The 22869-nt window shown below is 36.0% G+C and carries 24 protein-coding genes; 11 read left to right on the top strand and 13 right to left on the bottom strand.

Going from position 1 to position 22869, the window contains the following annotated elements; translation table 11 throughout:
- The first annotated feature begins 400 nt into the window (after nucleotides 1–400).
- Both ACJ004_RS00300 and ACJ004_RS00295 read left to right on the top strand, forming a co-directional pair.
- Complete coding sequence (locus ACJ004_RS00300; protein WP_410890448.1) at nucleotides 401–1753, top strand: hemolysin family protein; 1353 nt, start codon at nucleotides 401–403, stop codon at nucleotides 1751–1753.
- Between the two features lie 119 nt (nucleotides 1754–1872).
- Entirely contained in the window at nucleotides 1873–2058 is a 186-nt protein-coding gene (locus ACJ004_RS00295; protein ID WP_410890446.1) for a hypothetical protein, read from the top strand.
- 73 nt (nucleotides 2059–2131) lie between these two features.
- On the opposite strand, the gene ACJ004_RS00290 is transcribed toward ACJ004_RS00295, so the two are convergent.
- A complete protein-coding gene (locus ACJ004_RS00290; RefSeq protein ID WP_410890444.1) occupies nucleotides 2132–2428 on the bottom strand; it encodes a hypothetical protein in 297 nt (98 codons plus the stop codon).
- Between the two features lie 91 nt (nucleotides 2429–2519).
- Nucleotides 2520–2777, bottom strand: coding sequence for a CGCGG family putative rSAM-modified RiPP protein (locus ACJ004_RS00285; protein WP_410890442.1), 258 nt, complete (start codon nucleotides 2775–2777; stop codon nucleotides 2520–2522).
- Between the two features lie 279 nt (nucleotides 2778–3056).
- Here ACJ004_RS00285 and ACJ004_RS00280 point away from each other — a divergent pair, with 279 nt between their 5' ends.
- Nucleotides 3057–3368, top strand: coding sequence for a HesB/YadR/YfhF family protein (locus ACJ004_RS00280; RefSeq protein ID WP_410890440.1), 312 nt, complete (start codon nucleotides 3057–3059; stop codon nucleotides 3366–3368).
- Nucleotides 3369–3471: 103 nt separating this feature from the next.
- Here the strand turns inward: ACJ004_RS00280 and ACJ004_RS00275 are convergent, their stop codons facing one another.
- Nucleotides 3472–4002, bottom strand: coding sequence for a YgdI/YgdR family lipoprotein (locus ACJ004_RS00275; RefSeq protein ID WP_410890438.1), 531 nt, complete (start codon nucleotides 4000–4002; stop codon nucleotides 3472–3474).
- Between the two features lie 209 nt (nucleotides 4003–4211).
- Between ACJ004_RS00275 and ACJ004_RS00270 the strand changes: the two genes are divergently transcribed.
- The 3 genes from ACJ004_RS00270 (at nucleotide 4212) to ACJ004_RS00260 (ending at nucleotide 6802) form a co-directional block, all read left to right on the top strand.
- A complete protein-coding gene (locus ACJ004_RS00270; protein ID WP_410890436.1) occupies nucleotides 4212–4865 on the top strand; it encodes a DUF3939 domain-containing protein in 654 nt (217 codons plus the stop codon).
- Between the two features lie 163 nt (nucleotides 4866–5028).
- Nucleotides 5029–6288, top strand: a complete 1260-nt coding sequence (locus ACJ004_RS00265) for a DUF445 domain-containing protein (protein ID WP_410890434.1) — start codon at nucleotides 5029–5031, stop codon at nucleotides 6286–6288.
- A 148-nt stretch (nucleotides 6289–6436) separates the two neighbouring features.
- Complete coding sequence (locus ACJ004_RS00260; protein ID WP_410890432.1) at nucleotides 6437–6802, top strand: cytochrome-c oxidase; 366 nt, start codon at nucleotides 6437–6439, stop codon at nucleotides 6800–6802.
- A 71-nt stretch (nucleotides 6803–6873) separates the two neighbouring features.
- On the opposite strand, the gene ACJ004_RS00255 is transcribed toward ACJ004_RS00260, so the two are convergent.
- On the bottom strand, nucleotides 6874–7677 hold the full coding sequence (locus ACJ004_RS00255) for a 5'-nucleotidase, lipoprotein e(P4) family (RefSeq protein ID WP_410890431.1): 804 nt from the start codon (nucleotides 7675–7677) through the stop codon (nucleotides 6874–6876).
- Nucleotides 7678–8011: 334 nt separating this feature from the next.
- Nucleotides 8012–9412: an alanine permease AlaP gene (gene alaP, locus ACJ004_RS00250; RefSeq protein WP_410890430.1), complete on the bottom strand. Its 1401-nt coding sequence runs from the start codon at nucleotides 9410–9412 to the stop codon at nucleotides 8012–8014.
- A gap of 332 nt (nucleotides 9413–9744) precedes the next feature.
- Between alaP and ACJ004_RS00245 the strand changes: the two genes are divergently transcribed.
- From ACJ004_RS00245 to alr, 3 genes are all read left to right on the top strand, one after another.
- Nucleotides 9745–10983 carry a PucR family transcriptional regulator gene (locus ACJ004_RS00245; RefSeq protein ID WP_410890428.1) on the top strand — a complete coding sequence of 413 codons (1239 nt, stop codon included), beginning with the start codon at nucleotides 9745–9747 and terminating at the stop codon, nucleotides 10981–10983.
- A gap of 129 nt (nucleotides 10984–11112) precedes the next feature.
- The gene (gene ald / locus ACJ004_RS00240) at nucleotides 11113–12246 is read left to right on the top strand and encodes an alanine dehydrogenase (protein WP_410890426.1); all 1134 of its coding nucleotides are present in this window, start codon (nucleotides 11113–11115) and stop codon (nucleotides 12244–12246) included.
- Nucleotides 12247–12307: 61 nt separating this feature from the next.
- Nucleotides 12308–13483, top strand: coding sequence for an alanine racemase (gene alr, locus ACJ004_RS00235; RefSeq protein ID WP_410890424.1), 1176 nt, complete (start codon nucleotides 12308–12310; stop codon nucleotides 13481–13483).
- Between the two features lie 58 nt (nucleotides 13484–13541).
- Here the strand turns inward: alr and ACJ004_RS00230 are convergent, their stop codons facing one another.
- The 5 genes from ACJ004_RS00230 to ACJ004_RS00210 all read right to left on the bottom strand — a co-directional run bounded on the left by ACJ004_RS00230 (nucleotide 13542) and on the right by ACJ004_RS00210 (nucleotide 18587).
- Nucleotides 13542–14114: a 5' nucleotidase, NT5C type gene (locus tag ACJ004_RS00230; RefSeq protein ID WP_410890422.1), complete on the bottom strand. Its 573-nt coding sequence runs from the start codon at nucleotides 14112–14114 to the stop codon at nucleotides 13542–13544.
- On the bottom strand, nucleotides 14114–15220 hold the full coding sequence (gene ribD / locus ACJ004_RS00225) for a bifunctional diaminohydroxyphosphoribosylaminopyrimidine deaminase/5-amino-6-(5-phosphoribosylamino)uracil reductase RibD (RefSeq protein WP_410890421.1): 1107 nt from the start codon (nucleotides 15218–15220) through the stop codon (nucleotides 14114–14116). The genes ACJ004_RS00230 and ribD overlap by 1 nt, the downstream gene beginning before the upstream one ends.
- The gene (locus ACJ004_RS00220; protein ID WP_410890420.1) at nucleotides 15213–15965 is read right to left on the bottom strand and encodes a GTP cyclohydrolase II; all 753 of its coding nucleotides are present in this window, start codon (nucleotides 15963–15965) and stop codon (nucleotides 15213–15215) included. The genes ribD and ACJ004_RS00220 overlap by 8 nt, the downstream gene beginning before the upstream one ends.
- A gap of 130 nt (nucleotides 15966–16095) precedes the next feature.
- Complete coding sequence (locus ACJ004_RS00215) at nucleotides 16096–17511, bottom strand: SpoVR family protein (protein WP_410890419.1); 1416 nt, start codon at nucleotides 17509–17511, stop codon at nucleotides 16096–16098.
- 89 nt (nucleotides 17512–17600) lie between these two features.
- Nucleotides 17601–18587 carry a M14 family zinc carboxypeptidase gene (locus ACJ004_RS00210; protein WP_410890418.1) on the bottom strand — a complete coding sequence of 329 codons (987 nt, stop codon included), beginning with the start codon at nucleotides 18585–18587 and terminating at the stop codon, nucleotides 17601–17603.
- Nucleotides 18588–18735: 148 nt separating this feature from the next.
- On the opposite strand from ACJ004_RS00210, the gene ACJ004_RS00205 reads away from it, so the two are divergent.
- The gene (locus ACJ004_RS00205) at nucleotides 18736–18990 is read left to right on the top strand and encodes a YhdB family protein (RefSeq protein ID WP_410890416.1); all 255 of its coding nucleotides are present in this window, start codon (nucleotides 18736–18738) and stop codon (nucleotides 18988–18990) included.
- A gap of 150 nt (nucleotides 18991–19140) precedes the next feature.
- On the opposite strand, the gene ACJ004_RS00200 is transcribed toward ACJ004_RS00205, so the two are convergent.
- On the bottom strand, nucleotides 19141–20883 hold the full coding sequence (locus ACJ004_RS00200; protein WP_410890415.1) for a phospho-sugar mutase: 1743 nt from the start codon (nucleotides 20881–20883) through the stop codon (nucleotides 19141–19143).
- Between the two features lie 193 nt (nucleotides 20884–21076).
- The gene (locus ACJ004_RS00195) at nucleotides 21077–21463 is read right to left on the bottom strand and encodes a YhcU family protein (RefSeq protein ID WP_410890413.1); all 387 of its coding nucleotides are present in this window, start codon (nucleotides 21461–21463) and stop codon (nucleotides 21077–21079) included.
- A gap of 106 nt (nucleotides 21464–21569) precedes the next feature.
- On the opposite strand from ACJ004_RS00195, the gene ACJ004_RS00190 reads away from it, so the two are divergent.
- Complete coding sequence (locus tag ACJ004_RS00190; protein WP_410890412.1) at nucleotides 21570–22493, top strand: RluA family pseudouridine synthase; 924 nt, start codon at nucleotides 21570–21572, stop codon at nucleotides 22491–22493.
- A 62-nt stretch (nucleotides 22494–22555) separates the two neighbouring features.
- On the opposite strand, the gene ACJ004_RS00185 is transcribed toward ACJ004_RS00190, so the two are convergent.
- Entirely contained in the window at nucleotides 22556–22813 is a 258-nt protein-coding gene (locus ACJ004_RS00185) for a GlsB/YeaQ/YmgE family stress response membrane protein (RefSeq protein WP_410890410.1), read from the bottom strand.
- Nucleotides 22814–22869: the final 56 nt, after the last annotated feature.

Below are 22869 nucleotides of genomic sequence, written 5' to 3'. Positions count from 1 at the left end.
CCTTATAATTATATGCTTCGTGGCATCTTTTCGTAAGAACATTTGCGAAAATTGCCCAGAAACTTAGTAATTGACCATTAATAAGCTCCAAAATCAACAAAGTCTACGAAAAGAGCCTTTATTAAAGTTAATTTTTGTAATATTTCGTCTTTATTGTTCATATTCACTATGTTTTCCCATAAAATATAGTTATCAACTAATATACTAACCAGAACGTTTGACTGTATAGTTCAAATTCTTTATAATTATTGTTAATTTAAAAAATTGTCGAGGTGGTAAAATGACCATTAGACGAGATTAGCAGAAAACAAGAAAAAAAATTCAAGGCAATATAAGTTAATTTTTTTATCAAACTGGGAGGTGACTCCTTACCTGTCTAAAACAGGATAAGGGAACTTATTTGGACATATTTAACTTGGTTATTATAGCCATTTTAATTGCGTTAACTGCTTTTTTTGTTGCTTCAGAATTTGCTATTATCCGAGTCAGAAGCTCCAGAATTGATCAGTTAATTGAAGAAGGAAATTCGAGTGCTGTAACTGCTAAAAGAGTGATTTCTAATCTGGATGAATATCTTTCTGCCTGTCAATTGGGAATAACGATAACTGCCCTTGGTTTAGGCTGGCTCGGTGAATCGACTTTTGAAAAGTTGCTCCATCCGCTGTTTGAAGAATTAAACATTCCCGAGAGCTTTAACCAAGTATTATCTGTAGGCTTTTCATTTGTAGCAATTACCTTTTTACATGTAGTTGTTGGTGAACTTGCTCCAAAAACATTGGCCATTCAGAAGGCAGAATGGATTACATTAGTGATGTCACGTCCGCTTGTTCTTTTTTACAAGGTTATGTTCCCTGTTATTTGGCTGCTTAATGGTTCAGCACGAATTACAACTAAATTCTTTGGGCTTAAGCCTGTTTCTGAAAACGAAATTGCCCATACAGAAGAAGAGCTTCGAATTATCCTTTCTGAAAGCTACAAAAGTGGTGAAATTAACCAATCAGAGTTTAAGTATGTAAATAAAATTTTTGAATTTGATAACCGTATTGCTAAAGAAGTTATGGTGCCAAGAACGGAAATCGTTTCGTTATCAAAAGATGATACATTAGAGACTTTTCTTCAGGTATTACGTGAAGAAAAATTTACTCGGTATCCGATCATTGATGGGGATAAGGATCATATTATTGGTCTTATCAATATAAAAGAAGTAATGACTGATTTAATTGGTAATGAAAAACTTGCAGAACGGACTCTAGAAAACTATACTCGACCAATTATTAGAGTAATAGAAACAATTCCAATTCATGACTTATTAGTAAAAATGCAAAAAGACCGTGTTCATATGGCTATATTAATGGATGAATATGGCGGTACTTCGGGACTTGTTACGGTTGAAGATATCCTTGAAGAGATTGTTGGAGAAATTCGTGACGAATTCGATATGGATGAGATTCCAGAGATTCGAAAAATTAAAGAAAACCATTATATTATCGACTCTAAAGTTTTAGTTAGTGAGGTTAATGATCTTTTAGGTGTCGAAATTGACGACGAAGATGTGGATACGATAGGCGGTTGGATTTTAACCGAAAATTACGAAGCAAAAGAAGGCGATATTCTCCTTCATGAAACATATTCCTTCAAAATTCTCGATATGGAAGAGCATCATATTAAATATATCGAGGTAACAAAAAATAGCAATAATGAAGAGGCAGTCAGTCAACAAGTTTCAATATCCAATTCAGAAGTGCTTTCTTAAAACGATTCTAAACCAGACGGATTTTTTCCGGTCTGGTTTTTTTATTAGACATCATAGTACTTTTGACCAATCAAACAACCTCTTTTAAGCATACTCTAATTTCAAAGGAGGGGAAGAATATGGATCGTTTAGCAAATTTATTTTTGGCTTGTATCTTAGCAGGCTTCGCTTTAGTTCATATGCCAAGCATTTCATTTCTAGCTGGCCTGTCATCATTTTTCCATGTTGTCGGCGCACTTGCAATTTTAGTATTTTCTTTAGTCTTGCTTTACCTTGGACTTAAAGCACTATTCAAAGAGTTGTAAGCGTTTTCTCTATAAAAACAAGGAGATCAGATTGCTAGTAATCTGATCTTCTTACTTTCTTGATAAAAAATGATTATTTAGATTTAAAAATAAGCAATTCTTCTTCAATTTTAGCGATTTTTACTAAATGAGAATCAAGACGTCGATTGATATGCAGTACTTCGCTATGGTGTGTCTCTTCAATCCGCTGAAGCGATTCTTTTATATCAGAAAGATCAATTTGATTTACTTCCACCCTATGTTCAATGCTATCCATTTTTTCAAGACGGGAAAGTCGCTTTTCTATACTTTCTAATGTTTCATTTAATGTACGGAATAAACCTTTTATATCATTAACATTATCTGTTAGCTTATCGAATTCTTGCACCATTGTAAAAACCCCCTTCTTTGCTCTTATCTTATCATCATTTTCCCTATATATATGTTACAATATCAGTAACACTTGCTCGGAGTAAAATTAGTTAATATTTCCAAACCCTTAATACATATCCCCCACATCCACACTGATCAATAAATTTAATTTTTACTTTATCACCGTACAAGGCCTCTATTAACGGCTGTAAATAAGTAGTAGGGTTTCCGAACGCAGATGCTGTCACAAGATTTACATAGCAGCCCGCCTTCGTTTCTTCCACTGCTTGAAGTGCATCAGCCATTATCATGTCAATATTTAGTTCGTATTCATCATGCTCTAAATCCTTTGTCCAATCTTTATCCATATATTCCTCCATAAAAGTTACTTTTATTAGTTATTAAAACTTTTTTTGAGAAATAAGTTGTGATTCATTGCACACAAGTGAACGTTTTAAGAAATAAAAATGAACATTTTAATAAATCATTAATACTTCGTGAATTAAGTCACATGCAAAACCGATTAAAAATTATAACCTTTTAATATAGAGAAATGGAAAACTGACATTATTTTTCTACTATCGAAGATCACTCCATTTCTTTCCTTTATGAATGAATACCTAATAGGAAAAGGTTGGTGCATTAAGATGTTCATTTCTATCGACGAAAGAGCTGCCACATGGTTCACAAAAGAATTTGAATTTCACAAACCATTTTGCATTCGGATGTTTCCTCAATACGCCGGTTTTGGAACAAAGCATAAAGGTTTCAGCCTTGCTTTTTCAGCCGAAGCACCTGTTCATGCTGGATATTCTAATGAAATTAATGGAATTACCTTCTTTGTTGAAGTTAATGATATTTGGTTCTTTGAAGATACCGAAACATCCTTAACTATAGATGACCGCCTGGAAGAAATAATGGTCAAATACCATGAACCTTCAAGCTTAGCGGTAAATTAATTCCTTTTAAAAAGCAAAAAAAACAAGCCAGTATGGTTTCTCTGGCTTGTTTTTTAACTGCATGATTTGGCTGCTGAATCTGATGAAAGTTTGAAAGATTAGGTTAGTTTACTTGTTTATCCACGCTTGGCGGAAGTAATTTTTCACTTTCAAATACTTTCCCAAGTTTTTCTTCCCCTTGAGTGAAGGTTGCTGTTGCAGCATCAAAATTAGGTGTATCTTTTTTTAATTCTTCGGCTTTAGCTTGGTATGAAGCTGCAAAATCCTTAATTGCCGCTTCAAGGTCAGCTTTTTTGTCTTTTAATGATGCAGGAATTTGATAATTATTTAGCTCAGAAGCAACCGCCGCTGCCGATTCACTTGCTTTTGCCCGATCTTCAGCAGTTGGTAATTCTTCTGGTTTAGCATCTTCTTTCGTTGCCATTGCAACATATGAATTTAAATCAGCATCTTTTGCGTTGATTTTATTTCCAAGATCCATATAAAATCTAACTAATTCCTTTTTAATATCCACTTTCGTAGCAGCCTCTTCTTTTGCTTCCTTCTTATCTGTTTTTCCTTCATTATTGCTTGAACAAGCAGTAAGACCAAATGCCATCATAATCGCTGATACTACTAACAAGAACTTTTTCATTTCCAACTCTCCCTAATTTTCTAATTTAAAAACCTTGTTTATTTTACAACATTTGATTAGACGAAAAAAATATTAGAGGGTTTCAAAAAGTTAATTTTTTTGAAACATTTCTGGCTAGCATTTTGTATTTTTTCGCCATCCAGGTGTATCTAACAATGGTTAATATTTGTCACCGGTTAACATAATAATATGGAGGGAGTTGAATATTTTTGGGTGTTCTTATTTTATTTGGTCTGCCAATTTCATTAGGCACGATGAAATACCAATCAGTTATTTTTACTGTTTTAGTTTTTATTGGGATTGGAATTGGCGCAATAACTGTTTATTCGATGAATCAAAAGTATTTTAAAGGATCTATGAACAAAGATAAGTCTATAAAAAATTCGTTAAAAACAGGACAAAATACTGAGAAAAATTTCCCCATTATTAATGTTTCCATCGAAGAAATTCGAAAGGCAATCAGAGAGTTTTCTGACAATCTACCTAAGGGTGTCTATCGGACGATTCTTGTTCAGAAAGACAATAGCATTGACTTTAAGCAACTTGCTCCATTTCTTGGTGGAATTCCACCCAAAATGTTCTATATGTCTAAAGAAACCTATGATCTATTTGAGGAAAGTGAGAAGCATATTCCAGTGGAAATGGATTTAGTTCAAAGGGCAGTTGACTTATTTGTAAAAGAGCATAAGGAATACCCAATGTTAAAATTTGACCCTCATCATAAAGTAAATTATTTTCAGTTAGGACAGGAGAAATACCTAAAGGAAGAACCTAAAATACAATTTTATATTACCGACCTTGATGGTTTAATCACGCATATTAAACCTCAGAAAAAGAAAGTGGAAAACACCTCTCATAGTTGAGGGGTGTTTTCCACTTCAGAAATTTATCAACCTTGTTTTTTACTACTAGACCTTAGATTTAGCAAATAATCCATATTTAAGTAATTATTTTTGCTTTTTTTTTATTAAAATTGAGATAATAGCAATAGACAATAATATTTCTCAAAAATGAGGGGTTTCAAAGATGGTAAAACGTAAGAATAAAAAAACACAGCATTTAGCAACGATTTTTCTTGCTGTGATGGGAATCGGCTTTCTAGCAACTATTCCAATAAAAGATTCAGTCTGGGGAATAATCCTGCAAGGGGGATTTGAAGCAGGTCTGGTTGGAGGATTAGCCGACTGGTTTGCCGTCACAGCATTATTCCGGCATCCACTTGGTATTCCTATACCACATACAGCTCTCCTTCCAAAAAATCGTCATAGAATCATTGCCGGTATAATTTCAATGTTAGAAAATGATTGGCTGACAAAAGAGAGCATTCGTAAGAAAATTGATACTATTAATTTTACTGAAAAAATATTTGAGATAGTTGATAATGAATTACCTTCACCAGCAGTACAAAAGAATTTCATAATGATGTCTAAACATTTGATAAAAATATTTGATATGAAAAGATTCTCTCCCCTGCTAGAAGAAGAAATCAAATCTCGAATCCACGAAATTGATAGTAAGAATTTTCTCCCCCTGCTTATTGATCAGGTTACGATTAGAGAATATGATGAAAAAGCACTAGAATATGTCCTTAAAGAGATTGATGAATGGGCAAGGAAGGAAAGTACAAAATATAAACTCGGTGGGTTGGCTATCGATGCGGTGGAAAATATCAAAGCCGATGGTTTTATGCAATTTGCATTAAAATCATTTAGTAACCTGGTTAACGAAGATAAATTGGGCAGTATTATCCAAAGCCTTATTTTAAAAGGGGTAGCTAGCTTCCAAGACCCACTAAATCAAAACCGACAAACATTAATGATTCATATTGATAATAAACTACAATCGTTAAAAAATGATCAAAAGGTCTATGATGAACTGAATAATTTTAAAACGCAGCTTATTGAAAAATGGGAATTACAAGAACAAATTGTTGGATTATTAAGTCAGATTGAACAAAAAGCTAATGATTTTATTGATAAACCAAACTTTTATGATGAGTATCTCCTCCCAATCATTAAAAATGGCATAGATCAAATCAAATCAAATCCAGAAAAAGTGCTTTCTATTGATGCTTGGATTAAGAACCACATTTCAAATTTAGTTGATAAAAATCATTCGAAAATAGGCATTCTTGTTAAAGAAAATTTAGAAAAACTAGATGATAAAACTCTTATTAAAATGGTTGAAACAAACGTTGGAAAAGACCTGCAATGGATCCGAGTGAATGGTGCTGTTTGTGGATTCCTTATTGGGCTTGTCTTAGTTGGGATTAAAGCGTTTTTTTAAGTCACTTTTGAAAGGCTGCCAACTAGGCAGCCTTTTTTCCTATATGAAATTCATATTTTGTCCTCATGAAATTAGGTTCTTTTTCGGAATATTCCTACATATCTAGTACTGTAGTCACAACTTTTCAGTAAAAAAGGGAGGCTGAAAAATGGCAGTAAAATTGATAAAAATTTCTGTGGTGTATTTTGTCATTGGGGTTTGCATGGGTATGTATATGTCAATGACAGAAAGCTTCGACTTCACATCGGTCCATGCCCATATTAATTTGTTAGGTTGGCTGACTATGGCTGTCGCTGGTCTCATCTATGTTGGTTTCCCAAGTGCTGCAGAAACAACACTCGCAAAGGTTCACTTTTGGCTTCATAACATTTCTCTTCCCATTATGATGATTGGACTTTGTTTTTTAGTAACAGGGACGAAAAGTGCTGCACCCGCAGTAGCAACTGGTGGCACATTAATGGTATTAGGTATCATTGTCTTTGCAATTAATATCCTTAAAAACGTTAGGAGTTAAACGGCACTTTTAGTTTTTATTTTTTGCATTTACAGGTTAGACAAAAGACGCCTATTTTGGCGTCTTTTTTTCTAATGGTACGTTTCTAAAAATTTCATTCTAAGTTTACTTTTTTCTTCATCTGGTAACTTGCTATTATAATTATAAATAGCCCCTTCCCAATCTCCATACATTGGATTTGGAAAAAGAATCAGTTTTTTACCGAACTCTTCCCTGTACTTATCCACCGTTTGATTTCTCACTGACAATGATAATACATCAAATCCGTTGAAATCCCCAAGGTTATCACCAAATAATAAGACAATTTCGTGTGTCCTCGCCACTAGGCGGCGGCGTGTTTCTTTCCCAATTTCACCAGGTTGCAATAATAACACGTGATCAGAATCTGCTTGAGGTGCACCCACACTCTGTAAATTCTTCAAAGTTGCATCTTTTTGTGATTGGTGTCGGTTGGAAATATAATAAATCTCCACACCTAAAGATTTTGCATACTGCAAAAATTCTATTGCTCCCGGAAGTGGTTTTGCTTCAGCCCGTTTGAACCAACTACTCCAATTAAAAGGAATTCTTCTTCCTGCCACTACATACCACGCCTGGTGAGGGCTGTTATTTAATATAGTTTCATCGATATCAAGGACAATTGCCGGCTTTAAAGCATTCTTTCCTCTTTTTTTACTCATGATCTCGTCCAATCTCATTCTTCCTATGTTATAGCCTTGATAGTATAATCCTTTTGCTTCTCCAGCTTTTTGAAACCAAAGAACGGACATCGTATTTTGTTCAGACAAACTTGCCACTGTTTCTGCATTTGCATCAACACTAGATAGAAAAATGGTTATAACTACTGCTGTGAACAGGGTAATAATTTTATTCAAGACCAACACCAATCCCTCTTTTAATTATAGTGTTAGTATGTGAAATAGTAGCAATTCCAATCATCCATCGGGATTGTTCTTTTGTCTAACAGCTGAACAATACGATACCGAACAGACAACCAATCAGGATAGCAACATTATCATTCCAATTGTCATTACACAGCCATCGGAGTTTTATTAGATACCTTCATCGTACGACCCGTCTTACTCGGCAATGGGCTTTTTGGCCTTCAAAAAAGCACACGGCAGAGGTAACATGTAATTCAGCAAATTAATTCACATCAAAAAAAGCAGTGGGAGACCCCACTGCTTTTGCTTGTCTCATGATAATTATTTAACTAACTCGTTCTTCCACATTATCCTGGTTTGTGTTTCGTTTATGAAATCCTTTAGCATAATAAACCGCAACCAAGAAGACTAAGAATAATGGTCCAATTACTAATGCAATTCTCGTATCCGGATTATAAGCCATTATCCCAATCACAAATGCTAAAAAAGCTAATGAAAGATAAGAAGTAAAAGGGAAAAGTGGCATTTTATACTTTAGACCTTGCGCTTCAGTCGGCTTTAAAGTTTTACGATAGCGAATTTGTGATAAAAGAATGACTCCCCAAGTCCAGATTGCTCCAAAGGTTGCAATACTCGTCACCCACGTAAATACTTTTGCAGGAACAATATAATTTAAGATAACACCAATCAATAAGGCACCTGCAGAAGCGACAACTGCTACACCTGGAACCCCATTTTTAGTTACTTTTGCGAAATTCTTTGGCGCCTCATCATGCTGGGCTAGGTTAAATAACATCCGTGCCGTACTAAAAATCCCACTATTACATGATGACAGTGCTGCTGTAAGTACGACGAAGTTAATGATACCTGCTGCTCCTGGGATCCCGATTTGTTCAAAGGTAAGAACGAATGGGCTACCTTTTGTACCAATTTCTTCCCATGGATAAATAGACATAATTACGAATAAAGCACCTACGTAAAAAATAAGAATACGCCAGAAAACAGAATCAATTGCTCTTGCAAGAGATTTTTCAGGGTTTTTAACCTCACCTGCTGTAACCCCAATCATTTCAATTCCAAGATAAGCAAACATTACCATTTGCAAGGATAATAAAACCCCTTTAATCCCATTAGGGAAAATACCGCCGTGTTCCCATAAATTTTTAATCCCTGTCGCAATACCGCCGTTGCCAATTCCAAAGATAATCATTCCAACACCGATAGCGATCATTGCAATAATCGTAACAATTTTAATTAAAGCAAACCAAAATTCTAATTCTCCATATGCTTTGACTGCTAGAAAATTGACTGTGGCCATTATGACTAGTGCAGAGAGTGCCCAGATCCAACGTGGAACATCTGGATACCAATACTCCATGTAAATTCCTACAGCTGTAATCTCAGCCATACAGGTCACGACCCATAAAAACCAATAATTCCAGCCTGTAATGTATCCAGCAAGTGGTCCTAAATAATCACGTGCATATTTACTAAAAGAACCTGCTACTGGTTTTTGAATCGCCATTTCTCCAAGTGCACGCATAATAAAAAACATAATTAATCCGGCAACCGCATATCCAACCAATATTCCTGGTCCCGCCATTTTTATTGCTGTTGCAGAACCAAGAAATAGTCCCACCCCGATGGCTGCCCCTAAAGACATCAAGGTGATATGCCTTTCTTCTAATCCACGGTGAAGCTCTTTACTTTGAGTGTTTTTACTCATATAAATCCCCCTTTATGAATAAACTTTAGAATTTCTCTCATCCCATTGAAATAATTTCTTTACTTTATTACTATAGCAATGTTATTCTCCACTTTTAAGCTTTTTATTACATTTACCTCCTTATACCTATATGGCAACGCTTTCAAAAAAGATAATTATTAAAATATTTACTCTTTTAGGATTACTCGAAATCATTTTAACATTATTGCGAATTAATTATTTTGTAAAAATACATGAAATTATCAAATATTTTTTGTAAAATTAAACAAAGGCATTTTAAGAACTTAATATGACTTCCATATTTCATTATAAATTAATCGGGGGTAATCATTTTGAATACTAGACTACATGATCCATTTAAGACTGCCTTTGAAAGCTTAGATGAATTTGCCGACCTTATTAGTCAGGTACTAATGTGCCCTATTACCATTGAGGATGCAAACCACCGCCTGCTTGCCTATAGTACACATGATGAACGGACAGATCCAGCGCGAATTTCTACCATTATTGGACGGAGGGTGCCGGAAAAGGTCATTAATCAATTATGGAAAGAAGGAACGATTCCTGCTTTACTTAAGACCCAAGAGCCGATCCGTGTGAAAAACATGAATGACATTGGTCTTAACAATAGAGTCGCTATTTCAATTTGGAAGCAAGATGAAGTGATTGGATTTATTTGGGCGATAGAAATTGATAAATCCTTAACTGATGAAGATTTCATTCTTTTAAAAAAAGCGGCTGATTCCGCAAAAAATAAATTATTACAACTTCAGACGAGAAAGAACAAAAAAGATGAACGCTCACAAGAATTCTTTTGGAAGCTTTTAACAGGTCATTTAAAAGTAAAAGAGGAGATTTTCGACCATTTCCATTCCCTACAATTAACACCGCCAACGTCTTATGCGGTTCTTGTATTCCAATTCCAAGAAAATATCACAAACAAAGTAGAGCAATCCATCTCATATTTATTGAAAACAAATCAACGGATTAAAATTATTCTTTACACAATAGATTGCAATCAACTCATTCTATTGGTATCCACCACTAAAATCGAGAACCCTTTTAATGAACTTGATCAATTTGTAAAATTCTTTGTTCTTCAAATGAATGAAAGATATGGAATTAAGGAGATTAAACCAGGATATAGCAGCATTTATGAGGACTATTTACAAACAAACAAAGCCTATAAGGAAACATTGGATGTTTTATCAATTAAAGAAAAATTCCCTTTTGAGACTAAGGATATTTTTAATTATCAAAAGCTGGGGATATATCAAATTTTAGATTTGATTTTAGAAAAAAGACAAACAGAAGCATATGAGAATTATTCATTGAAACGACTTCATGAATATGACCAAAAACACAACAGTAATTTAATCGAAACATTAGAGGTTTTCTTAAATAAAGATAACAACATAAATGATGCAGCCAAGGAACTTAATGTCCATGCTAATACTTTAAATTATCGGCTTAAACGTATCATGGAAATTGGGGATGTTAATTTCAAGGATCCTAATCAAAAAATGATCCTCTACTTAGATTTAAAGCTCGAAAAATATCAGGGGATTTGAACGTTTTGTGAAAATCCCCAAAAAGAGTGAAAATCTTTCTCTTTTTTGAACAAAGAAATTCTCTAGGAAACATTCTATACTTTAGCCATAGCAAAACACTTACATGTAACTAGAGGAGGAAATATCAATATGTTTATTGGTGTACCTAAAGAAATTAAAAATAATGAAAATCGTGTAGCTCTAACTCCTGCAGGTGTTGTCTCATTCCTAAATGCCGGCCACATAGTATTAATGGAAAAAGATGCAGGAATTGGAAGCGGTTTCACTAACGAAGATTATGCTAAAGCTGGTGCTGAGATTATCGATAGTGCTGAACAAGTATGGACTAGAGCGGATATGATTATGAAAGTAAAAGAGCCGCTTTCAATTGAATATAAGTACTTCCGTCAAGGTTTAATCTTGTTTACTTATTTACACCTTGCTGCTGAGCCAGCATTGGCACAAGCTCTTAAAGAGTCAGGCGTCATCGCTGTTGCTTATGAAACAGTATCAGCAAACCGAACTCTACCACTTCTTACACCAATGAGTGAAGTAGCAGGACGTATGGCTGCTCAAATCGGAGCACAGTTCTTACAGAAAAATAACGGCGGCCAGGGAATCCTACTCGCAGGTGTACCAGGGGTAAACCGCGGGAAAGTTACAATTGTCGGTGGTGGTATTGTAGGAACTAATGCAGCGAAAATGGCCCTCGGTTTAGGCGCTGACGTGACAATTATTGACTTAAGTGCGGACCGCCTTCGTCAGTTGGATGATATTTTTGGAAATCAAATCAAAACATTAATTTCTAATCCTTTCAATATTGCTGAAGCGGTAGCAGAAGCTGATCTTCTAATCGGTGCGGTTTTAATCCCGGGTGCAAAGGCACCTAAGCTAGTTACAGAAGAAATGGTTAAATCGATGAAACCTGGATCTGTAATCGTTGATGTTGCGATTGACCAAGGTGGAATTGTTGAAACCATCGATCATGTGACAACACATGACAATCCAACATTTATCAAACATGGTGTTGTCCACTATTCTGTTGCAAATATGCCTGGTGCTGTTCCTAGAACTTCAACTCTTGCACTTACAAATGTTACGGTTCCATATGCATTGCAAATCGCTAATAAAGGGGTTTTCAAAGCCATTTCTGAAAATGCTGCTTTACATCTTGGCGTTAACGTTGCCAACGGAGAAATCACATATGAAGCAGTAGCAAAAGATCTTGGATATGATTATGTAACAGTAGAAAAGGCATTAGAAAAAGAGCTTTCAGCTATTTAATAGCTATTCTTTCCCCTCAAGAAATCTCTTGAGGGGATTTTTGATGATGGGGGATGTTCATATGAATCAATTAAGTTACCGCGATACATGGGCAGAAATTTCACTAAATCATATTAAAGAAAATTATCATCAATTCAGACAGTTTATCTCCCTTAACGTCAAAATCATGGCTGTAGTCAAAGCTGATGGATACGGACACGGAGCAACTGAAATTGCAAAATCAACCATTGAAGCTGGTGCAGATTATTTAGCAGTCGCCATTTTAGATGAGGCTATCGCTCTTAGAGTGTCAGGGATCACTCACCCCATTCTCGTTCTCGGGTATACTCCGACACGTTCAGTTAAGGCCGCTATTTTAGAGAATATAACTCTAACAGTCTTTGAACATGAAGTATTGGATGAAGTCATCCTCCAATCGAATATCTTAAGCAAAACAGCTTCTATTCATTTAAAAATTGATACCGGTATGTCTAGAATTGGTGTTTCTTCCCATAAAGATGCGCGAATACTTGCACAAAAAGCTACTAATTCACTACATGTCTATCTTGAAGGGGTATTTACTCATTTCGCGAACGCTGATAACGAAAATACCCATCTTACCTATTCACAGTATAATCAATTCCAATCAATCGTGGAATATTTGGAGAACCATGGTATTTATATACCTATAAAGCATTGCTGTAACAGTGCAGCAGCAATGAAATTTCCGGATATGCATCTTGATATGGTTCGAATTGGAGTTGCCTTATATGGTTTGTATCCAGATTCTTCGTTAAAAAAGCATATGATCCAGCTAAAGCAGGCAATGACCTTTAAAACGAAAATTGCAGCCATAAAAAAAGTAGCTGCCACGCAGGCAATCAGCTACGGATGGACTTGGAAGCCGGAAAGAGAAAGTATGATCGCTACTCTTCCACTTGGATATGCTGACGGGCTCTCCCGGCTTTTATCGAATCAAGGAAAAGTACTGGTACATGGCAACCTAGCAAATATCACTGGACGAGTTTGTATGGATCAAACAATGATAGATGTAACTGATATTAGCAACTGCTCTGTTGGTGATGAAGTAACTATTTTTGGTCACAGCAATTCCTCTTTTCAATCAGTCGATCAGATTGCAGGGAAGATGGGTACCATCCATTATGAAGTGGTCTGTTTAATTGGGAAGCGCGTTCCAAGAGTGTATGTGACCAATAAAAATAAGATTGAACCTGCTGAATACATAAAGATCAACTAGTTTGCTTATAAGGAAAGAAGGCAGCTATTCAAATAGCTGCCACCCTTTTATTCTCGCTTTATTTCACTTTCTCATTAATAATTTCCTCAAGGTCACTCCAATTTACGATTCGTGGGAAATTTGTATGTCGATTATAAGATTGATCCCGAAGAAAAATGTTTATAGATTCGTCTAGCAATGTATTTAATATTTCTGGTTTATCATCAAAGTAATAATCGAGATGTAATTTTTTAATGATTTCTACTTTTTCATGGTCCTGCATTCCGTAATAGAATCTCTCATCATGAACAGGAAAGCCATTTTTTATTAACCATACCTTCGTCCGCTCACCATGTTCTTTCGGTCTTGCTGTTATATAATAAATTTCGTGCCCCTTCTTCTCTAATTGTTGTAACACTTCCACGGCGCTTGGATAAGCTGGACATGATGTATAATATATTTCTTCTAATGAACTATTCCACATTTCTTTTCCTTGTATATCCGTTAATCCAAAAGGTTCATGTATTTCCACTCGTTTTAAATTTTGAAAAACCTCAATTGGAACATTCTGGTTCAACTTCTGATTATATATATTAAAGGCATGCTCTCGTAGATTTATCAATGTATCATCAATATCAAAACCAAATCTCATCACATAATTCCCTCTTTTGTATAACTTGGGTAGCCAATAAATTTATAATCTTTTCCAATTTTTATGATCGATGTATCTACTAAATCCACTGCATCAGCCATTTTCTCTATTCCTGTCCCTTCCAGGAAAGTAGGTGCATCCTTTCCACCAATTAATTTTGGTGCAAAATATAGGATGACTTTATCAATACATTTATTTTCTAGAAAAGAGGCATTAATGGTCCCTCCTCCTTCAATTAATACAGAAGAAACCAAGTTCTCACCTAATATTTGGACAACTTCCTTTGGATCTACTTTTTCTAATCCATTGGTGACAAAAACTTTTAACCCTAAAGACGTTAATGTTTTTTCCTTGTCCCTATCATAATTCTTGCTTGTAAAAATCCACGTTTCTGCTAGGTTATCGGTGACAACTTTTGATTCTAACGGAATCTTTAAAGTAGAATCCAGAATTACTCGAATCGGATTTCGCCCATTAGGAATTCTTGTTGTTAATTCAGGATTATCTTTAATTACCGTATTAACTCCGACGAGGATAGCCATATTCTCATTCCGAAGATGATGGACATCGGTCCTTGATTCTGCCGAAGTGATCCACTTACTATTTGATGCATAAGTGGCAATTTTTCCATCTAATGTTACTCCTGATTTTAAAGTGACAAAAGGCTTTCTCTCGACAATGAATTTATTGAAAACTTCATTCATCTTTTGCGATTCCTCTTGAAGCACTCCAGTGATCACTTCGATTCCAGCATCTTTTAGTATTTTGACACCATTACCTGAGACGACAGGATTTGGATCAAGTGTCGCAATAACAACTGTTTTAATTCCAGCCTCAACGATGGCGACAGCACAAGGGCCTGTCCTGCCATAATGGGAACATGGTTCTAATGTGACATAGATAGTACCACCCTTTGCTGCTTCACCTGCCATTCTTAAAGCATGAATTTCAGCATGCGGCTCTCCCACTTTTAAATGAGCACCAATTCCAACTACTCGGTTATCATTCACAATTACTGCTCCAACAAGTGGATTGGGGTCTGTTTGGCCTTTCATGGCTTTGGCATTATTTAATGCTAATTCCATATAGAATTCATGGTTAGTCATTTGGACAAGTCTCCTTATCTTTTAAATGACCCGAACGTCTTATTTTTGTCTGAAGGTATTTTTCATTATACTCAGATACATCTCCCCACAATGGTTGTCTTCTTGAGACCTCTAAACCAGAGTTTTTTAAGGCTTCTAATTTTTTCGGGTTGTTTGTCATAAGTGTTACAGGTTTTGATCGTAATGCTTTAAGAACTAAAATCGCATCTCCATAATTTCGAGAATCATCAACAAAGCCAAGGCCTTCATTTGCTTCGACCGTGTCATAACCGTTTTCTTGAAGAACATATGCCATTGCCTTACTAAATAAACCAATTCCTCTTCCTTCATGGTTAGCTAAATAAAACAATGCTCCTGTGCCATGATCTGAAATCATCTTCATTGACTGTTTTAATTGGTAACCACAATCACACCGCTTACTTCCAAATATATCACCTGTATGGCAAATCGAATGAAATCTTATAATGGCATCATCAGCATATTCAAAGTCCCCATATACTAACACGCTGGATTGTTGAAACTCTGCTAGGTTTACCGAAGATAATTTTTCAATAATTCTTTCAAAGTCTTCCGTAACCTCATCGCAATTCAGCCAACAGTACCATTGGAAAACGACTGTTTCTCCATATAAATTAACTGGTAGTCGAATCGGACCGACTAAGTATATCGCTCCCTTTTGTGTTTTAATTAATTTGATTTTGTCTTCTAACACAGAAAGAACATTTGGGCTGAGCGTCTGTTTCATCGTATTTATCCCCTTTTTAGCATAGTGTTCACTTCATCGCCCAAGACATTCATGAAATGATTTCCTCTCACCTTTTTGCGAGAGAAATAAAATATAGGCTATCTTGATAGTACAAGATAGCCTAAAGGAATTACAAATATTTACGATGTACCCCTTTACCATCATAGGAGAACAACATTTTTCTTTCTTCGATCATCGATTCAATATGGACAGGTCTACCCCAAATTTGCTGGATGTAAGGAAGAACTTTTTCTAGATACTTAACATCGAGTTCTACGCCTTCATACCAGTGTTTTAAATAAAGTTCACCATTTTTTAAATAATCGCCATCATTGACTGTAATGTATGGGAATCCCCCATTTACGCGCATATTAACAAGTTGATCACGTACCTGTTCCCATTGTTTATCAACAATTTTGTAGTCCCTGCCTTGTTTCTGAAAAAGATACATATCTTCACGCATGACTAGGTCCTTATTTAGATAGTTCCGCAAGAAGGAAATATCAGACTCCACTTCACGAACTTCAAATATTTTTTCTCGACCAGACCCTGGTACTACTCCTCTTTGCTTCATCTCCTCTGTTGGATTATTGTACCGCTCTTCAATGTCCTCAAAAATCTTTATGCCTAAGTAATATGGATTGATGCCCGTTTTGGAAGGCTGCACCACTCCAGCATTTAATTTTGCAAATTCGATTGCTTCACCACTTGTTAAATCCATTTCCCTTAATATCCTTTGATGCCAATAAGAAGCCCAGCCTTCATTCATGATTTTTGTTTCAAGCTGCGGCCAGAAGTACAGCATTTCCTCCCGCATCATTGTCAAGATATCTCGTTGCCAATCAGTTAACTCTCTGCTGTAGGTTTCAATAAATAATAATAAATCCTTCTCTGGCTTTGGAGGAAATTTTCTTTTTCGTGGGTGATTCGTTTCCTTTTTATCCTTTTCGTCTAATCCCCATAGATCATCGTATGGCGTTACAGCTTGAACTTCTTGGTCATCATCTTCCTCGTCATCCCCAATGGACCAAGATAGCTTTGGTCTCATCAGTGAGGGGTCAATATGTTCATCAATGGCCAATACCGCGTCAAGGAAGGTTTCTACCTCTTTTTTCCCGTATTGAATTTCATATTGATGGATTCTTTCAGCCGTAGCTGCCATACTTTCTACCATATCCCGTTTAGTGTTCTGAAAACGAACATTGTTTTTAAAGAAGTCACAGTGTGCTAAAACATGGGCAACAATTAATTTATTTTGAATAAGGGTGTTAGAGTCAAGCAAAAAGGCATAACATGGGTTTGAATTGATAACTAATTCATAGATTTTACTAAGACCTAAATCATAATGGAGTTTCATTTTGTGAAATTGCTTTCCAAAGCTCCAATGTGAAAATCGGGTTGGCATACCATATGCCCCAAATGTATAAATTATTTCAGCAGGACAGATTTCGTAGCGCATGGGGTAAAAATCCAAACCAAACCCGGTAGCGATTTCGGTGATTTCACTGATAGCATATTCCAGTGAATTACGGCCTTCCACATTCATTTGCCATTCCCCCTTTTCCTCTTACCACAATGTATGAAGTAAAAAGGGGAATGATGAAACAAGATAGAAAAAACAATAGGCAAGTATCTTTAATTTGGGACTTTTTTAGCCTCTTTCGCGAGTTTTATACCTACATAACGATTTCGTTTCCATTCCTTTTGAAAAACAGATAAAGGTGGATTGGTTTCCCCAACTAAGTAACTAATTTCAATTGTCATCGCTGGCCTGTGATACGTTGTGATAAACCAATCTGTAAACCCGCCTCCCATTGCATTTTTTGTCGGCATCGTTAATTTATAACCGGTTAATTTCGAAATTTTTTTTGCAATCCGTTTATCTCGTTTCAGATTTTTTCCGTTTTTATAATTCCAAAAAATTTCTCTTCCTGCTGTATGATAAGCAACGGCAATCGTAGGATTGATTTCCTTGATAAATTTCGTTAAGGATTTTACTTCTTTCGATTCAAGTGGTTTTTCCCCTTTATAAAATTTATACCAAGGAGAGTCAGGTTGTTGATCAAGACTTTCCCATCCTGCTGGATATTGCCTGTTTAGGTCTATTCCCATACCATTAGCCTTCCACCGCTCAAAGTTATCTGACCCATCATTCATTTTTAGTAAAAGCTTTTGGTGCTGAGATGAAAAACCTTTAAAATCGTTCTGTTGGATGGCTACACCATCAGGATTTAACATTGGTACAAACCAAAGGGAGACCTCATTGAAAATTTGATGGGACTTGAATCCGAGAAACCCGCTCTCATTATAAGTGGCTGAATAGGACTCAAGCATTTTCATTAACATCAGGCTCGTCAACCATTCTCGGCCATGATGCGAACCAATCAATACTACGTTTTTTGTTCCTTTTCCGAGTCTAATGGCCCAAATGTCTCGTCCAAAATGAGTTTTGCCAATTGATTTGATTTTTATTTTCTCTTTATATCTCTGGTTTATTTTCGAAAGGTCATCTTCTAACATTTCATAACTATAGGGTTTATTGACTTCCACTATTTTCGCGCTTGTCACCTTTTCCTGTTGAAGGGATAAAAAAATGATAATACAGATAAAAATTTTAGCCATATGACCTCCACTTTGTTCAATCTAAAAAATATATGCAGGTAAATGTTGAAAACAGCGCAAACAGTGGGTGTCCAACATTTTCTGCGAAAGTTATCGTCAAAATATCATACAATAATCTCAACTCCTAATAAGGAGGAGATAAAAACAAATGAATAAAATGGATTATGATCGAGCGTTATACTATACACATCGGTCTGAGTGGGATAATTTGCTGATTTTAATGGTACGAACAAAAGACCAATTTTTATCAAAAAGAATTGAACAATTCCTGCATGCTTACAATTTTGAACGTGATTACGCTGTAATTGAAACCAAACTATATAACCTACTTCGCTACATTGACCATGCGAATGAAACCGTAGAACCTGACCCTAATGAGATACCGATGTATAGTCTTTCCTAAATTAACATGTGAATACAAATTAAATTGAGAAACTTTTTACTACCGGATAAAAGAATTCCACCACCAAAAAAACACGGCTTCCTCGGAATGGAAGCCGTGTTTTAAAATTCAAAACGAGCTGATTATGTTAATCACTTGATCGGAAATTGTTTAAATTTCCTGAACCATTTTCATTTTATTGTCAACTAACGTCATAAAATCATTTTCAATTGTTTTTAGTTTTGCTGTGCTTTCTTCCAAACTTTTACTATTAACACCAAAATAGAATTTCACCTTTGGTTCCGTACCAGATGGTCGTAAACAAACCCATGAACCATCCTCGAAACTATACTTTAAAACATTCGATTTTGGTAAATCAATCGTTTCTTCACCCTTATCTGTTACGCGAGTACTTGTTAAATAATCTTCCGCAGTGGATACAGCCAATTTTCCAAGGCTGGTAATCGGCTCTGCTCGGAACGATGCCAATAACTGTTGAATCGTCTCTGCCCCTTCTTTACCTTTTAAGGTTAGCGAGCGCAGGCCCTCTTGGTAATATCCATACTTTTCAAATACCTGTATCAACCCTTCATAGAGGGACATGCCTTGTTTCTTATAAAAAGCACACACTTCTGTTGCTAAAAGTGCTGCTTGAACAGCATCTTTATCCCGTGCAAAATCGCCAATTAAATATCCGTAGGATTCCTCATAGCCAAATAAAAATTTACGATTGCCATCTGTCTCATACTGATTGATTTTTTCTGCGATAAATTTAAATCCTGTTAAAACATCGACAGTTTCTAATTGATACGCCTCAGCAATTTTTCTGCCTATTTCCGATGTAACAATAGTTTTTAAAACAACGCCATTTTCGGGAAGTGTTCCTTTTTCCTTTTTTTGAGTGATAATATAATCCAGTAATAGGGCACCCGTTTGGTTACCGGTAAGAACTACATATTCTCCTTCAGGATTTAAAACAGCAATCCCTAAACGGTCGGCATCAGGGTCTGTTGCAATAAGAAGGTCTGCGCCCACTCTTTTCCCATCCCGAATTGCTAATTCGAAGGCGGCATGTTCTTCAGGGTTAGGACTTTTTACGGTTGAAAATTCAGGATCTGGAAGTTCCTGTTCTTTGACGATCGTTACATTTTCATAACCCAATGCAGCAAGTGCAGCACGGACAGGCTTGTTAGCAGTACCATGTAATGGAGTAAAAACAATTTTGAGATCCGTTTCTTGAGCCAGGGCTGGATTCTCAGATATAGTTGTTAATTTCTCTGTATAGGCCTGGTCAATTTCCGTACCAATCGTTTTAATGAGTCCTGCTGTTTTTAATTTTTCTTCACTATACACTTCAATCAATAATTCATTTTCAATCTCATTTACCTTGGCAATAACCTTGTCTGCGGCGTCTGGCGGAAGTTGGCCACCATCCGATCCATAAACTTTATAACCGTTATACTCAGGTGGATTATGGCTTGCGGTAATCACAATGCCTGAAAAGGCGTTTAAATATCTTAAGGCAAATGATAATTCAGGAGTAGGTCTTAATTCGTCAAACACATATGTTTGTATACCCTTTGTGGCTAATGTTTTAGCAGCCTCCAGCGCAAATTCTGGAGATTTATGACGTGAGTCAAAAGCAATGACAACTCCGCGTTGTTTTGCTTCCATTCCATGGTTTTCTATGTATGCAGCCAGCCCAGCGGATGCTTTGCGAACAGTATAAAGATTCATACGGTTAGTACCAACCCCTATTTCTCCACGCATACCACCAGTTCCAAATTCTAAATTTTTATAAAAGGCTTCTTCTAACTGCCTCTCATCCTTCATTAAGTCTTTCAACTGGTTCTTTAATTCAGTATCCAATTCTTCAAATTCCATCCAACTCTTAGCTGTCTTTTTCCAGTCCATCGGGATCCCCTCCAAATTCTGTCTACTGTATATTGTTTCTAATTCCATCTTTGTTAATCCTTTAAAAATCTCCTGAAATTAGCCGACAAATTTCGCAGAACCAAATTTATTCAGTTCTTTTTCTATATTACCTCAAAATCAACTAATATTAGTAGAAAAAAATAAAAGTCTGCAGCTGCAGACTTTTCCTTAGTTAAACTAGTAACTCATTATCGGCTTTAGTATAGATACTTAGCATAGACGCTCTAATACTTTTCGCCTCTTCAAAATGTTCATATTTAAATGGAAATAACAAGCCAAACTCCTTTAATGTCTCAACATTCTTATTAAATAGTGAAGCGTACTCTCCATCAGGTTGAGTGGCCTCTAAAATCGAGATTAAAGTTTGGATGCAAGTCATGACCTGAAAGGCATCTTTTAATGTATTGAAATCTTCAGAAGTATGCAGAACCTTTAATCGCTCAAACTGACAAATCTCCTCATCAGTAAAATAGAGCGGAAATATATTTGAATAGATGTACCTCACCAGCCCGTTAATTTCCTCTTCTTGACTTGGTGTCGAGGCAAACACAATTTTCACTATAAACCCACCTTTGCCATCGCTTATTTCTGTCGTATTATATATGATAGAATAACATAACTAAGTCCGTATTAACGGTGGTAATTATAACCTAAAGGAGAATTACATGCTTAACACAATGCGAATGGGAGAATGGTTTCAAATAACAGTCCCTTTAGAATGGAATGGCCAAACCATTGCAGATATATTCCGGCATGTCTGGGAATCCCCCAAAAAGTTAACTCACTCTTTTAGAATGGAAAATAAAGTTTTAGTAAATGGGGATCCCGCTAACTGGAATATGCCTCTTATTAAAGGTTCTAAGATACAAATAAAACTATTTGAGGACGAAAATATAGAAATCTTCCCAAACTTCATTGATATAGACATTCTATATGAGGACGAACATGTTTTGGTGATTAACAAGCCACCCTTTATGAATACCCATCCAAATGACCTTAAAGCTGATCAAAATACACTTGTTAATGCTGCCCAATTTTATCTGCAAGCAAAAGGGGAAAATAGGAACATTCGACAAATACATCGATTAGACCGGGACACATCAGGTGCCATCCTCCTTGCTAAACATGCTCTAGCAGGGGCTATTTTGGACAATATGCTCCTTAAAAGGAATATTAAAAGAACCTACATTGCTTTAGTTCATGGGGTGTTAAAGCAAAGAACAGGGACAATTAACGCACCAATTGGCCGGGATCGCCATCATGCAACCAAAAGAAGAGTTTCTCCATCAGGGCAAGCTGCAACTACCCATTTCACTGTATTAAAGGTAGACAAAGGGAAACAACAAACTTATGTAAAATGTTGGCTCGATACTGGGAGAACACATCAAATTAGGGTTCATTTAAGTCATTTGGGACATCCTTTAGTCGGAGATACATTGTATGGAGGGAATTCAATTGTGAAAAGACAAGCACTCCATGCAGCAAAACTTGAGTTCATTCATCCCTTTACTCAAGAGAAGATTGTATGTCGTGCGCCATTTATAGATCTGCCTGTTATTTTTAAAGATATTGACATCTATTCACTATAAAAATTGATGCAAACATCAAAAGCCTCCGAGCTTATCGGAGGCTTTTTAAAAGCAATGGATTATTATCTATCCGTTTTTCTAAAGGCTCGTAGAATGAAACTTACTAGCAAGACCAAAACGGCTGAACCTATGATTGCAGGAACTATTGCAAAACCAGCGACCTGTGGTCCCCAATTACCTAAAATCGCAGTTCCAAGCCATGCGCCAACAAATCCTGCAATGATATTACCAATTATGCCGCCAGGAATATTTCTTCCAACGATAAGGCCTGCTAACCATCCAATAATCCCACCAATAATTAATGCCCAAATGAAGCTCATTCAGTACACTCCTTTTTAGTATTCAATTATTTGTTTCAGGCAGTATTGGAAAAGTA

This window comes from Neobacillus sp. 204, assembly GCF_046562815.1.
In the GTDB taxonomy this organism is placed as follows: Bacteria; Bacillota; Bacilli; order Bacillales; family Cytobacillaceae; genus Neobacillus.
The sequence above is the reverse complement of the archived record's forward strand: the minus strand, read 5'-3'. Positions and strand labels throughout refer to the sequence as shown.